Source organism: Pseudoalteromonas sp. Scap03, assembly GCF_013393115.1.
In the GTDB taxonomy this organism is placed as follows: Bacteria; Pseudomonadota; Gammaproteobacteria; order Enterobacterales; family Alteromonadaceae; genus Pseudoalteromonas.
This window is the reverse complement of sequence record NZ_VDEU01000001.1, coordinates 2,985,193-2,998,645: the sequence shown is the minus strand read 5'-3', so window position 1 is coordinate 2,998,645 and position 13,453 is coordinate 2,985,193. Positions and strand designations below refer to the sequence as shown.

Sequence of the window (13,453 nt, the reverse complement as noted above, 5' to 3'; positions counted from 1 at the left end):
GAGTATACAGGTAATACTGTTTTGGAACCTAAATCCAGCGTCTAATTCAAGACAACCGCCAATTCCGCAACTCCTGTATTATCACTTTGAATTAATCAAAGAAATGGTAGTTATTTTAAACTCTTCATTGAGTTGCAATTTAACTCTTGCAGAGCCACTTCTAAAAAAGAAATGGTGGCTAAGACGGGATTTGAACCTGTGACCCCATCATTATGAGTGATGTGCTCTAACCAGCTGAGCTACTTAGCCATTGTTGGCTGGGATACCAGGATTTGAACCTGGGAATGCCAGGATCAAAACCTGGTGCCTTACCGCTTGGCGATATCCCAACAATAAACAATTGATAGTTTTAATTCATATCAAGAATATGGTGCGGAAGGAGAGACTTGAACTCTCACATCCTAAGATACTGGAACCTAAATCCAGCGCGTCTACCAATTCCGCCACTCCCGCATTATTACTTTGAATTAATCAAAGAAATGGTAGTTATTTTAAACTCTTCATTGAGTTGCAATTTAACTCTTGCAGAGCCACTTCTAAAAAATAAATGGTGGCTAAGACGGGATTTGAACCTGTGACCCCATCATTATGAGTGATGTGCTCTAACCAGCTGAGCTACTTAGCCATCTTTTTTGTTAGCACTTCATCGCTGAGTGCGGGGCGTATTATGCTGATATGCCCCAAATTCGTCAACACCTTTTTTGCAAAAAAACACTTAAGTTGGTTTGTTTGCAGGAAAAATAGGCTAACCGGCTACTTTTTAATTAAAACGTTGCTTTTTTAACACTCTTTATCAGCGTGGCATTGTAATTATAGCTTTGTTTTACAATTCTGAGCTTATGATAAAAGTAGCTAATTATTGTTTTTATTCGGCTGAAAAGTAAAAAGGCTCGTAAAAACGAGCCTTTCAAAACAATTAGCCACTCAAGGTGGTGCAGTGTTTAATTATACGTTGAACAAGAAGTTCATTACATCGCCATCTTTAACAATGTATTCTTTACCTTCTTGACGCATTTTACCTGCTTCTTTTGCACCGCTTTCGCCTTTACATGCAATAAAGTCATCAAAAGCAATTGTTTGTGCACGGATAAAACCACGTTCAAAGTCGGTATGGATTTTTCCTGCAGCTTGTGGCGCTGTTGCACCCACAGGGATAGTCCATGCGCGCACTTCTTTTACACCCGCAGTAAAGTAGGTTTGTAAGTGCAATAATTCATAACCGCCACGAATAACAAGGTTAAGCCCTGGCTCTTCAAGACCAAGGTCAGCCATAAACTCTAACTTGTCTTCATCTTCAAGCTCAGAAAGCTCAGACTCGATGGCAGCACACACTGGTACAACAACCGCATCTTCAGCGGCAGCTATTTCACGCACACGATCAAGTAGTGGGTTATTTTCAAATCCATCTTCTGCTACGTTTGCAATATACATCGTTGGCTTGATGGTTAAGAAGTTAATAGGTGCAATTGCTGCTTTTTCTTCTTTTGTTAGTGCTAAAGAACGTAAAGTTAAGCCTTCATCAAGATGCACTTTTACTTTTTCAAGTACTGCATTTTGCTCTTTTGCGTCTTTATCACCGCCTTTTGCTTTTTTTGCATTACGGAAAATTGCTTTATCAGCACTGTCCATATCAGCAAGTACAAGCTCAGTGTTGATCACGTCAATGTCGTCCGCAGGGTCAATAGTCCCCGCTACGTGAATAACGTTTTCATCTTCAAAACAGCGAACTACATGGCCAATCGCATCAGTTTCACGAATATTTGCTAAAAACTGATTGCCTAGGCCTTCACCTTTCGATGCACCTTTAACTAAACCTGCAATATCCACAAATTCCATACTTGTTGTAAGAATACGTTGTGGGTTAACAATTTTAGCAAGTTCGTCTAGGCGAGGATCTGGCACCGGTACCACACCTGTATTAGGTTCAATGGTACAAAAAGGAAAGTTAGCGGCTTCAATACCCGCTTTAGTCAATGCATTGAAAAGTGTTGATTTACCAACATTAGGCAAGCCAACGATGCCACATTTAAAACCCATAGTAAGATACCTTGTTTAGATTCGTTTAAAACGTGTGTACGTATACCCTTAAAAACTAGGGTTTAAACGAATGTAGTCTGTTTTGTGCTTTTAACACACCGTCTTTAGCAAGTATTTCCATACAACGAACTGCTTCATCAACCGCGGCATCCATTTTTTCCTGATCTTCCTTGGCTGCTTTTCCAAGCACCCAACCGGTGACCATTTCACGATGTCCTGGATGACCAACACCTATGCGTAAGCGCATAAAGTCTTTTTGATTTGCCATTTTTGCAATAATGTCTTTTAAGCCATTATGACCGCCATGTCCGCCGCCTTTTTTCAATTTGGCAACGCCCGGGTCTAAATCCAATTCATCATGGGCGACAAGTATGTCTTCCACTGGGATTTTAAAAAAATTGGCTAAACTACTCACCGCTTTGCCACTTAAGTTCATGTAAGTGGTGGGGATCAGTAATTTGAATTCTTTGCCTTGAATAATCACTTTGCCAGTAAGGCCGTGATATTTAGGGTCGTGTTTTAGCGTGCAGTTGTAGCGTGCAGCGAGTTCTTGAATGAACCAAGCACCTGCGTTGTGGCGTGTATTTGCGTATTCGGGGCCTGGATTAGCCAGGCCCACAAGCATTTGAATAGAATTCAAGGTGCGAGACCTTAAATATTATTCTGCAGCGTCTGAAGCGTCGTCTTCAGTTGGAGCTGCTTTGTTAGCTTTGATAGTAACGATAGACTGATCGTGGCCTTCGCCTTTACCAAGCTCAACAGATTGAACACCTTTAGGAAACGCAAGATCTGTAAGGTGGATTGAATCACCAGCTACAAGATCAGATACGTCTACTTCGATGAATTCTGGAAGTGACTTAGGAAGACAAGAAATCTCAACTTCAGTTAACTGGTGAACAACAGTTGCACCTAACTTAGTTACTTTATCTTCACCGATGAAGTGTAAAGGAACCTTAGTTACTAGTTTGTGAGTTGCGTCTACACGTTGGAAATCAAGGTGAGTAAGCTTAGGCTTGAAAGGGTGACGTTGGATATCTTTTAAGATAGCTTCAACTTTCTCGCCACCTACATTTAATGTAAGGATGTGAGTGTAAAAGCCTTCGTCTTCTTGTGCTTTGATCATATCTTTATGTTCAAAAGTAAGCGATAAAGCTTCTTTATCAGCTCCATAAAGGATTGCCGGCACTTTGTCTTCGCGACGTAGGCGGCGGCTCGCACCAGTACCAGTTTCTACGCGAAGTTCAGCGTCATAAGTATAAGTTGTGTTAGACATGATGTCTCCAATAATTAAAAGTGTTAGGGCCTTTGCGACCAAGGTCCCTAGCCAAAAGGCGCGCTATCATACCACTGCGGGTTTATAAAATAAACATCACCTACAAAAAAAGCGCCAAAAGGCGCTTTTATACTCATTAATGTTTAACTTTAATGTTCAAACATTGCCGAGATAGATTCTTCGTTGCTAATGCGACGAATAGTCTCTGCTAACATATCTGCAAGTGTTAATACTTTAACAATATCAAGCGCTTTTAGTTCGTCAGACAGTGGAATTGAGTCAGTTACAATCACTTCATCAATCACAGAGTTACGTAAGTTTTCTGCAGCTGTACCAGAAAGAATAGGGTGAGTAGCGTAAGCAAATACGCGTTTAGCACCATGCTCTTTAAGAGCTTCAGCTGCTTTACACAATGTACCACCGGTATCAATCATGTCATCAACAATAATACAATCACGACCTTCAACGTCACCAATAATATGCATTACTTGAGAAACGTTAGCTTGAGGGCGACGTTTATCAATAATAGCTAGGTCAGTATCGTTTAATAGTTTTGCAATTGCACGGGCACGTACAACACCACCAATATCAGGTGATACAACAACCACGTCATCAAAGTCGCGGTTTTTCATATCTTCTAATAATACCGGGCTGCCAAATACGTTATCTACTGGTACATCGAAGAAGCCTTGGATTTGCTCAGCATGTAAATCAACCGTAAGAACGCGGTCAACACCTACACTTGATAAGAAATCCGCAACCACTTTAGCTGTAATTGGCACACGCGCAGAACGTACACGACGATCTTGACGAGCATAACCAAAATAAGGAATAACAGCAGTGATACGACCGGCAGATGCACGGCGTAGCGCATCAACCATAACGATAAGTTCCATTAGGTTATCGTTAGTAGGGGCACAGGTTGATTGTAAGATAAAAACATCCGAGCCACGAACATTTTCATTAATTTGAACACTGATCTCACCGTCACTAAAACGGCCAACAACAGCATCGCCTAATTCAATATATAAACGTTTTGCAACTTTTTGAGCTAGGTCAGGTGTTGCGTTACCAGCGAAGAGCTTCATGTCAGGCACGGTAGGGTTCCTCAGGCACTGAATTTTTGGACTAACTTACATTGAATGAACAAAGTAGGTTAACTTATGATTACTTGTACGTTACTTCATTTATCAATGATGGCGGCTAACTCCGTGTGAGCAGGAGAAGTATTAACGCTTGATGCGATAAACCCCTGCCAAGTATGGGGGAGGTTAGCAAGTACATCTTGTGCTTGAACTTGACTAGCAAATTCAACAAAACAACATGAACCTGTTCCGGTCATCTTTGATGGGGCGTATTTTAGCAACCACTGCAGGGTTTTTTCAACCTCGGGACACAGCTTTTTCACTAAAGGCTCACAATCGTTAGTTAAAACCTGTTGTTGCCAGTCACCTGAAAGTTTAGGCGTGTCACGTTTTAAATCGGGGTGAGTAAATATTTGTGCAGTACTGACATGCTGGTTTGGAAAAACAACGCAGTACCATTTTTGTGGCAATTTAACATACTCTAATTGCTCGCCAATGCCATGTGCTATGGCGCTTTTACCTTTAATGAATACAGGTACGTCTGCACCGAGCTTCAAGCCTAAATCTGCAAGTTCATCTAGTGTAAGAGCGGTATTCCACAGTGTATTCAGCGCTAAAAGTGTTGTTGCGGCATCGGATGAACCACCACCAACACCTCCGCCCATAGGCAAACGTTTAGTTAAATTTATTTTTGCACCTAAATTCACTTTACACTGAGTTTGCAATAATAAAGCTGCTTTATAAATTAAGTTGTCAGTTAGTGCAATGCCATGAGTGTCACCGCTAATACTAATATTTTTATCATTAGTAAGCGTAAAATGGAGCTCGTCGCCATAGTTTAAAAATGTAAACAGGGTTTCTAATTCATGATAGCCATCATCACGGCGACCATTAATATGTAAAAATAAATTTAGCTTCGCCGGCGCAATCAGCGAAAGTTCAAAGGGAGTATTCATAATTAGTTAAACTGCCAATCGTAGAGTTTGATTTTAATTTTAATCTTTTGATGGGTTAAGGTTAGCGCGTTAGGTAACCAAAAACCGTGTTTTTGTATGTAACTGGTGTAGTTTATTTGCCATTTTTTGCCAGCGTCATCAAACCATAACACGCTTTTAGCACGGCCTAATTGATCGACTTCTAAGGTTTGATCGTCAATAGTGGCTTTTAACCACTGACCGGCGTTATTTACCGGTAAAGTAAACCCCGTTAAGCGTTGTAAAAGTTTACTCGCATTAGTATCAAAAAACTGTTGATCATCAAATATTAATTCAGCCCCCACTGCGGTTTGTTTGAGCGATAAAATTCGGGTGCCAATAAATGTGGTTAACACTAAATGATTACTATTTTGTGTTTGTTGCCAATTTAAGTTAGCAGATTGGCGCTCATCAGGGCTAATAAACGCTAATTTACCTTCCACCTGCCAAGTTTTTTGTGTACTAAGACGTAACTTCCAGTCTTCGTAAGTTTTTGTATTGTAGTTGTTTTTATTGGCACAGCCCGTTAAAAAAATAATTAACAGGGTTAAAATAAAATATTGTCGAGTCAAATGTTGTTCCTTACTTTCCATATTCCTGAGATTTTTGATAAAATTGCCGCCTATGAAGTAGGGCTCAGCAATATTTGGCAGATATGACCATAATAGCACTTGGTATTAATCACAAAACCGCATCCGTAGATTTACGAGAAAAAGTGGCCTTTTCGCCTGAGCAAATTTCAGAGGCGCTACAGCAATTAAGTGGTCATGCCGACTTTAATGAAGCGGTTATTGTATCTACCTGTAATCGCACTGAAGTGTATTGTAGCCTTGCGCAACAAAATTCCCAAACATTGTTGCAATGGTTAGCCAGTTTCCATGGTTTAGATGAACATGAACTGAGTAAAAACATCTACTGTTATGAAGACAGCGCAGCAATAAACCATTTAATGCGTGTAGCCTGCGGGCTTGATTCGCTGGTATTAGGTGAACCACAGATTTTAGGGCAAATAAAGCAAGCGTATAACAGTGCTAAAACCCACGATGCGGTGGGTGTAACTTTTGATCGTTTGTTTCAAAAAACCTTTTCAGTGGCAAAAGAAGTACGCACCGAAACTAACATTGGTGCGAGTGCAGTCTCGGTTGCGTTTGCTGCGGTTAATCTTGCAAAGCATATTTATGGCAAATTAGACAAAACCAAGGTGCTATTAATTGGTGCTGGTGAAACCATTGAGCTGGTAGCAAAACATTTATACCAAAATGAGCCACAAAAAATAACGGTAGCTAATAGAACAATAGAACGCGCTCGCGGCTTAGCGGATGAAGTGTCAGCAGATGTTATTGCCTTGGCACAATTACCAGAACGATTACACCAAGCCGATATTGTTATTAGCTCCACTGCCAGTACTTTACCTATTATTGGTAAAGGGGTGGTGGAACAAGCACTGAAACAACGTCGTTATAAGCCTATGCTATTTATAGATATTGCTGTACCACGCGATATTGAAAGCCAAGTCGGAGAGCTTGACGACGCTTATTTATATTCTGTTGATGACTTACAAGCCATTGTTAGCGAAAACATGGCTGCACGTGAGCAAGCGGCAGAACAAGCACAAATTATTATTAGTGAGCGCACCAAAGAGTTTTTTATGTGGCTGCGTTCACTTGATTCAGTGGATTTAATTCGCCACTACCGTAATGATGTACAAACTACAAAAGCAGAACTTGTAGATAGGGCCCTTAGCCAGCTAAATACAGGTAAAAATGCAGAAAAAGTAATTTTAGAGCTAGCCAATAAGTTAACCAATCGCTTAATGCACGCGCCTACCCGTGCCATCCAAGATGCAGCGAAAAAAGGTGAAGTGGCTCAGCTAAATCAATTAAAAAAAATGTTAGGTATAGATCAGGAATAACAGTTAAATGAAAGAGTCCGTTTATCGTAAATTAGAAACCTTAGTTGAGCGCTATGAAGAAGTACAAGCGTTACTAAGTGACCCATCGGTCATTAGTGATCAAAACCGCTTTCGTGCTCTTTCAAAAGAATACTCTGAGCTTGAAGAGGTGGTAAAAACATTTTTAGCTTACCAGCAAGCACAAGAAGACTTGAGCAGCTCTGAAGAAATGCTTAAAGATTCAGACCCTGAAATGCGCGAAATGGCACAAGAAGAATATAAAGAAGCAAAAGCACAGATTTCGACTTTAGAAGACGACATTCAAGTTTTAATGTTACCTAAAGATCCAAAAGACAATAATAACGTGTTTTTAGAGGTTCGTGCAGGAACAGGGGGCGATGAAGCGGCTATTTTTGCTGGCGACTTATTCAGAATGTACAGCCGTTACGCAGAAACAAAAAAATGGAAAGTAGAAGTTGTTACCACCAACGAAGGTGAGCACGGTGGTTATAAGGAAGTAATTGCTAACATCAGCGGTGAAGGTGTTTACGGACAATTAAAATTTGAATCAGGCGTTCACCGTGTACAACGTGTCCCTGAAACTGAGTCTCAAGGCCGTGTACATACCTCAGCATGTACTGTAGCTGTTATGGCTGAAGTACCAGAAGCAGAAGCCATCGAAATCAATACTGCCGATATTAAAGTTGATACTTTTAGAGCGTCGGGAGCGGGTGGTCAGCACGTAAATAAAACCGACTCTGCCATTCGTATTACCCATTTACCTACGGGTGTGGTGGTTGAGTGTCAAGATGAGCGCTCTCAGCATAAAAACCGTGCTAAAGCGATGTCGGTATTGGCTGCGCGCCTTCAGCAAGCTGAAGATGAAAAGCGTCATGCTGCTGAAGCATCAGAACGTCGTAACTTAGTTGGTAGCGGCGATCGTTCTGAGCGTATTCGTACATACAACTATCCACAAGGTCGTATTACCGATCACCGTATTAACTTAACGCTTTATCGTCTTAATGAAGTGGTAGCAGGTGATTTAGGCGCCGTTGTTGAGCCACTAATGCAAGAGCATCAAGCCGATTTACTTGCTGCAATGGGCGACGATTAATCGTGACCCCTTCTGTTGAAAACGCTATTGCTACAGGTGCTAATTTATTAGCATCAAGTAGTGATAGCGCAAAGTTAGATGCACAAGTTTTACTGCTCAATATTTTACAAAAGCCACGAAGTTATTTATTTACTTGGCCTGAAAAACAGCTCACAGATGAGCAGTATCAGGCATTTCAACGTGCCTGTGAACGTCGCTTACAAGGCGAACCTGTTTCGCATATTACCGGCTGTCGTGAATTTTGGAGTTTGCAGCTTGAAGTGAACCCAACAACACTTATCCCTCGACCTGATACAGAAACCTTAGTTGAACTTGCGCTTGAGTGCGAAGTGCCTAAAAACGCGAAAGTACTTGATTTAGGCACTGGCACAGGGGCAATAGCATTGGCGCTTGGAAGCGAAATGCCCTCATGGGATATTATTGCTGTTGATCGTATTGATGATGCGGTAGCGTTGGCAAAGCGCAACCAACAGCGATTAGCTATTAATAATGTGACTGTTGAGCAGAGTAACTGGTTTAGTGCGTTAAAAAGCAAGAAATTTGATCTAATTGTAACCAATCCACCCTATATAGAACATGACGATGTACACTTGCATCAAGGCGATGTTCGCTTTGAACCTTTGTCTGCATTAGTTGCGGATGATGCAGGATTAGCTGATATTAAACAAATAATTACACAATCACGTGACTATTTACATTCTAATGGCTATCTTTTAATTGAACACGGATTTGAGCAAAGTGCAGCTGTACGTCATATTTTCAATCAAATGGCGTTTATAAATGTAAGCACAGTGAAAGATCTTGGTAATAATGACCGCGTAACGTTCGGACAATGGCCTTAAATTATTTTTAATAGCTCCGTTGTTTGTTTGCATATGGTTTAAGGAATTCTATGTGATGGAAGATTTTTTATTTTCAAATGAACAACCACCTGAAGTAGCATGTGAAGAGCAAGGGACATGGAAAGTTTTAATAGTTGATGATGAGCCTGAGGTTCATGCTGTTACACGTTTAGCTTTAAGTGACTTTAAGTTCCAAGATAAACGGTTGGAATTTATAAGCGCATATTCAGGCGCAGAGGCAAAAAAGTTAATTGATGAGCACCCAGATGCAGCCATCATCCTACTCGATGTTGTAATGGAAACAGACGACGCTGGTTTGCAAGTCGCGAAGTACATACGCGATACCGTTAAAAATAATTACATTCGTATCATTTTACGTACAGGGCAACCAGGTCAAGCGCCGGAGCGTCAAGTCATTGTCAATTACGACATAAATGACTACAAATCTAAAACAGAACTCACCGCACAAAAACTATTCACCGTTATGATGGCTAGCCTTCGTTCGTATCGCGATATTATTTCTATTGAGCAGTCACGTGAAGGCCTAGAAAAAATAATCACTGCTTCTCGCAATATTTTTGCAACTCATTCAATGGATAATTTTATTGAAGGAGTGATGCAGCAGCTAACCTCCTTGCTTAATGTGGCCGACGAAGCTATGTATGCCACTACCTTAGTAGCGCAAAATCCGTCAGAGGAATTAAATAAAAAACTGATTGTTTGCTCTGGCACCGGTGACTTTGCTAAGCGCGAAGGAGAAGAGCTAGAAACAGTATTAGCAGCAGATCAACTCTTAGCGTGCCAAGAAGCCCTAGCCAACAAAGCAATTGTTTATAAAGATGACTATTTGTTTGCTTATTGTAGTAGTAAATTTAATCATAATTCGATGTTATTTGTATCCGGTGTGCCATCGAAACTGACAGATACGCAACGAAATCTAATTGAAATTTTTTCTCAAAATGTGCAGTTGGCATTTGAAAATGTACAATTACATACTGAAGTTGAAGCTACCCAACAAGAACTTGTTTATCGTTTAAGTGAAGCGGTTGAACAACGCTCATGCGAGACGGGTAATCACGTAAAGCGGGTTGCTTATATTTGTTATGAGTTAGCAATAGGATATGGATTATCTGAAGAACAAGCGAATTTAATTCGTTTTGCATCGCCTTTACATGATGTGGGTAAAATAGGTATTCCGGATGCTATTTTAAATAAACCCGGTAAATTAAACAGTGATGAGTGGGAAGTTATGAAAACCCATGCAGGCAAAGGCTACGCCATTTTAAAAGATTCACCGCGTAAAATAGTCAGTGCAGGGGCCTTAATTGCACAGCAACATCACGAAAAATGGGATGGGTCTGGTTACCCTTGCGGCTTAAAAGGCGAGAGTATCGATATTTTTGCTCGCATAGTGGCATTGGCCGATGTGTATGATGCACTGCGTCATAAACGGTGTTATAAAGGTGCGTGGACACTTGAAGAAGCCGTTGCTGAGATCAATGCAAACAAAGGTACGCATTTTGATCCTAAACTTGTTGATGTATTCAATGATAAACTTGAAGAACTTGAAGCGGTAATTTTACGCTTTCCTGATAAAACACATAACTAAACAGAAGTAAAAATAAACATGGATTATTTAGCATTAAAACATACGCACATGGCGATTGCGCTAGTGAGTATTATTTTATTTTATGTACGTTCTTTTTCTCGCATGGGCAGTGGCAGCCTTGCTAAAAATAAAGTGGTTTTCATTGGTAGCCACAGTATAGATACCTTACTAATTATTTCGGCTATTACTTTAATGGCCATGGCTAAAATAAACCCACTAGAGCAACTTTGGCTATTAGAAAAAATTGTGCTGGTGGTTATTTATATCGCCGTTGGGATTATTAGTGCCAAGCAAACCACAACATTACCTAAAGTTATGTTTTTAGTGTTTAACACTGCGGTTATCTTAGCTATTGGCTTTTTAGCAACTGCTAAAGCCCCGCTATTGTTGTAATTAACAATATTTGCTTAAGCTTTACACCTATGGTGTAAAGCTTGCCTCTTTATTTCATTTCTGATTATTGGTATCTAACCTTAAAATTAGGTAAACTACGTGTTCGTTTTCTAGAATGTTGTAGTATGAATGACCACCCTCGGGTTTGATGAACACGATGAATCTTATATAGAAGATGCCTACGATGATTTTTTGCCACCGGCAATATATCGTTGTATTAAAGCAGAAGCTAAATGGGACCCTCAAATAGACTTAACACCAAGTCTTGAAATATTGACTGAGTTTGAGCAACAAATAGAGACTATTTGTTCGCAAACACGCGATGCACATGATCGTTTAGAACAACTACTTGATTGCTTTTACAGTCAGTGGTTATTTAGTGCGTCAAGCCTTAAAGTACCTGAGTACAAGCTAAACAGTATTAGCTACACCTTATCTATGCGCAGTGGTACACCCACGACCTTAGCTATTTTGTTATGCCATTTTTTACAGCATGCAAAACTTGATGCTAGTGTAAGCATAACTCAAGGCGAAGTGGGCATTCACGTCGCAATGAGCGATGATGAAGGGTACATTGTTGAGCCAAGTAGTGGTCAACAAAGCTGGTATATCATTCCTGAAAATACCAACGAAGATAATGCACAAGAGCAAGAGCCTCTTGAGCTTATTTTTGAAGACGAAGTATATAAATTATTTTTAGCGCAACAAAAATGGTCTTTTATTAGTGAGAACAAATTTGGTCATGCGTTAACTTGCGTTGATTTGTTAATGGAAATGCTAGGGGATGATCCCTATGAGCGACGCGACAGAGGCTATTTACTAAATCAGCTAGGCTGCCCTAAAATGGCACGAGATGATTTACAATTTTTTGTTGATGAGTGTCCCGACGACCCTGCTATTGAAGTCATCCAACATCAAATCGAAGAACTTGAAGATAATCATAAGACCCACCATTAAAAATAAAAATAGGAAACGTTATGGCTGATCCCCAAACTGCCTTAATCACCAATGATGCTGTTGTACTTGGCTTACTAGCGATTATTTTAGGCTTTATTTTTAAAACCTCGTCAAGTCAGCGCCCAGGGCTGGTCGCATTTTACAAATATGTGCCTGCATTATTGCTGTGTTATTTTTTACCATCGTTGCTAAATACCTTTGGTATTGTTGATGGCTCGCAATCGAGTGTGTATTACGTTGCCTCGCGGTATTTATTACCTGCGTGTTTAATTTTATTAACCATTAGCATTGATTTAAGAGCGATTATTAACCTAGGTCCTAAAGCATTAATTATGTTCTTAACAGGAACCGCTGGTATTGTGATTGGTGGCCCATTAGCTATTTTAATCATGAGTGCCGTCTACCCTGAAGCAGTGGGTGGACATGGCCCAGATGCGGTTTGGCGCGGTATGACAACTATTGCTGGCAGCTGGATTGGCGGCGGCGCAAACCAAGCGTCTATGAAAGAAATGTTTGAAGTTGGCGGTGATATTTTTTCTGCTATGGTCACTGTTGATGTAATTGTGGCTAATTTATGGATGGCGGTATTATTATTAATGGCGGCTAACCATAAAGCGATTGATGCCAAAGCGGGGGCCGATACCACTGCGATTGAAGATTTAAAACAGCGTGTTGAAAAATACCATGCAGAGCATGCCCGTATGCCAACGCTGAATGATTACATGATGATTATTGCTATTGCCTTTGGTATTACTGGTTTAGCACATTTTTGTGCTGATATTTTAGGACCGTTCTTTGCCAATAACTATGCATGGGCAAAAGAATACAGCTTAAATAGTAAGTTCTTTTGGCTTATTGTTATATCGACCACGATTGGCATTAGTTTATCGTTCACTAAAGTGCGTCATATCGAAGCCTTTGGCTCGTCTAAAGTGGCATCAGCATTTTTATATATTTTAGTAGCATCAATTGGCCTGCATATGAATGTGATGGCGATTTTTGATTCACCGATGTATTTTGTGCTTGGTGCTATTTGGATGCTAACTCATGCCAGCTTAATGCTGATTGTTGCTAAACTAATTAAAGCGCCATTATTTTACATGGCTGTTGGCTCACAGGCCAATGTTGGTGGCGCGGCCTCGGCCCCTGTTGTCGCCGCTGCGTTTCATCCATCACTGGCACCGGTAGGCGTTTTATTAGCGGTACTAGGCTATGGTGTAGGTACATATATGGCGTATATTTGTGGATTAATGATGCAAGCAGTTGCACCATAAGGAA

At 40.5% G+C, this 13,453-nt stretch carries 13 protein-coding genes and 4 tRNA genes; 7 read left to right on the top strand and 10 right to left on the bottom strand.

Translation table 11 applies throughout. From position 1 onward, the window contains the following. Positions 1-172: 172 nt before the first annotated feature. The 10 genes from FHG08_RS13760 to lolB all read right to left on the bottom strand — a co-directional run bounded on the left by FHG08_RS13760 (position 173) and on the right by lolB (position 5,941). Positions 173-249, bottom strand: a tRNA-Met gene (locus FHG08_RS13760). Between the two features lie 5 nt (positions 250-254). Further along, positions 255-329, bottom strand: a tRNA-Gln gene (locus FHG08_RS13755). Positions 330-368: 39 nt separating this feature from the next. Next, a tRNA-Leu gene (locus FHG08_RS13750) sits at positions 369-453 on the bottom strand. 95 nt (positions 454-548) lie between these two features. Further along, a tRNA-Met gene (locus FHG08_RS13745) sits at positions 549-625 on the bottom strand. Positions 626-945: 320 nt separating this feature from the next. Then, on the bottom strand, positions 946-2,037 hold the full coding sequence (gene ychF / locus FHG08_RS13740) for a redox-regulated ATPase YchF (protein WP_008115165.1): 1,092 nt from the start codon (positions 2,035-2,037) through the stop codon (positions 946-948). 55 nt (positions 2,038-2,092) lie between these two features. Then, positions 2,093-2,677, bottom strand: coding sequence for an aminoacyl-tRNA hydrolase (gene pth / locus FHG08_RS13735; protein WP_008115166.1), 585 nt, complete (start codon positions 2,675-2,677; stop codon positions 2,093-2,095). A gap of 18 nt (positions 2,678-2,695) precedes the next feature. After that, on the bottom strand, positions 2,696-3,310 hold the full coding sequence (locus FHG08_RS13730; protein ID WP_010388341.1) for a 50S ribosomal protein L25/general stress protein Ctc: 615 nt from the start codon (positions 3,308-3,310) through the stop codon (positions 2,696-2,698). A 149-nt stretch (positions 3,311-3,459) separates the two neighbouring features. After that, the gene (locus FHG08_RS13725; RefSeq protein ID WP_008115168.1) at positions 3,460-4,407 is read right to left on the bottom strand and encodes a ribose-phosphate pyrophosphokinase; all 948 of its coding nucleotides are present in this window, start codon (positions 4,405-4,407) and stop codon (positions 3,460-3,462) included. An 86-nt stretch (positions 4,408-4,493) separates the two neighbouring features. Further along, positions 4,494-5,351 (bottom strand): 4-(cytidine 5'-diphospho)-2-C-methyl-D-erythritol kinase, encoded by an 858-nt coding sequence (gene ispE / locus FHG08_RS13720; protein WP_054202471.1) that lies wholly within the window; start codon positions 5,349-5,351, stop codon positions 4,494-4,496. A gap of 2 nt (positions 5,352-5,353) precedes the next feature. Further along, positions 5,354-5,941 (bottom strand): lipoprotein insertase outer membrane protein LolB, encoded by a 588-nt coding sequence (gene lolB, locus FHG08_RS13715; protein ID WP_138608924.1) that lies wholly within the window; start codon positions 5,939-5,941, stop codon positions 5,354-5,356. A gap of 83 nt (positions 5,942-6,024) precedes the next feature. On the opposite strand from lolB, the gene hemA reads away from it, so the two are divergent. The 7 genes from hemA to FHG08_RS13680 all read left to right on the top strand — a co-directional run bounded on the left by hemA (position 6,025) and on the right by FHG08_RS13680 (position 13,449). Next, the gene (hemA, locus tag FHG08_RS13710) at positions 6,025-7,281 is read left to right on the top strand and encodes a glutamyl-tRNA reductase (protein WP_175610046.1); all 1,257 of its coding nucleotides are present in this window, start codon (positions 6,025-6,027) and stop codon (positions 7,279-7,281) included. Positions 7,282-7,288: 7 nt separating this feature from the next. Beyond that, complete coding sequence (gene prfA, locus FHG08_RS13705) at positions 7,289-8,374, top strand: peptide chain release factor 1 (protein ID WP_178956296.1); 1,086 nt, start codon at positions 7,289-7,291, stop codon at positions 8,372-8,374. A gap of 2 nt (positions 8,375-8,376) precedes the next feature. Further along, positions 8,377-9,216, top strand: a complete 840-nt coding sequence (gene prmC / locus FHG08_RS13700) for a peptide chain release factor N(5)-glutamine methyltransferase (protein WP_178956295.1) — start codon at positions 8,377-8,379, stop codon at positions 9,214-9,216. A 55-nt stretch (positions 9,217-9,271) separates the two neighbouring features. After that, positions 9,272-10,825 carry a DUF3369 domain-containing protein gene (locus FHG08_RS13695; protein WP_178956864.1) on the top strand — a complete coding sequence of 518 codons (1,554 nt, stop codon included), beginning with the start codon at positions 9,272-9,274 and terminating at the stop codon, positions 10,823-10,825. 18 nt (positions 10,826-10,843) lie between these two features. Beyond that, complete coding sequence (locus tag FHG08_RS13690; RefSeq protein ID WP_054202473.1) at positions 10,844-11,218, top strand: SirB2 family protein; 375 nt, start codon at positions 10,844-10,846, stop codon at positions 11,216-11,218. Positions 11,219-11,347: 129 nt separating this feature from the next. Next, on the top strand, positions 11,348-12,175 hold the full coding sequence (locus tag FHG08_RS13685; protein WP_178956294.1) for a tetratricopeptide repeat protein: 828 nt from the start codon (positions 11,348-11,350) through the stop codon (positions 12,173-12,175). A gap of 20 nt (positions 12,176-12,195) precedes the next feature. Continuing rightward, on the top strand, positions 12,196-13,449 hold the full coding sequence (locus tag FHG08_RS13680; RefSeq protein WP_178956293.1) for a DUF819 domain-containing protein: 1,254 nt from the start codon (positions 12,196-12,198) through the stop codon (positions 13,447-13,449). Positions 13,450-13,453: the final 4 nt, after the last annotated feature.

Bases quoted from the DNA above. Each gene is read 5' to 3' on its own strand.
- ychF (WP_008115165.1), bottom strand. From the start codon at position 2,037: ATGGGTTTTAAATGTGGCATCGTTGGCTTGCCTAATGTTGGTAAATCA.
- FHG08_RS13730 (WP_010388341.1), bottom strand. From the start codon at position 3,310: ATGTCTAACACAACTTATACTTATGACGCTGAACTTCGCGTAGAAACT.
- ispE (WP_054202471.1), bottom strand. From the start codon at position 5,351: ATGAATACTCCCTTTGAACTTTCGCTGATTGCGCCGGCGAAGCTAAAT.
- hemA (WP_175610046.1), top strand. From the start codon at position 6,025: ATGACCATAATAGCACTTGGTATTAATCACAAAACCGCATCCGTAGAT.
- prfA (WP_178956296.1), top strand. From the start codon at position 7,289: ATGAAAGAGTCCGTTTATCGTAAATTAGAAACCTTAGTTGAGCGCTAT.
- FHG08_RS13695 (WP_178956864.1), top strand. From the start codon at position 9,272: ATGGAAGATTTTTTATTTTCAAATGAACAACCACCTGAAGTAGCATGT.
- FHG08_RS13690 (WP_054202473.1), top strand. From the start codon at position 10,844: ATGGATTATTTAGCATTAAAACATACGCACATGGCGATTGCGCTAGTG.
- FHG08_RS13685 (WP_178956294.1), top strand. From the start codon at position 11,348: ATGACCACCCTCGGGTTTGATGAACACGATGAATCTTATATAGAAGAT.
- FHG08_RS13680 (WP_178956293.1), top strand. From the start codon at position 12,196: ATGGCTGATCCCCAAACTGCCTTAATCACCAATGATGCTGTTGTACTT.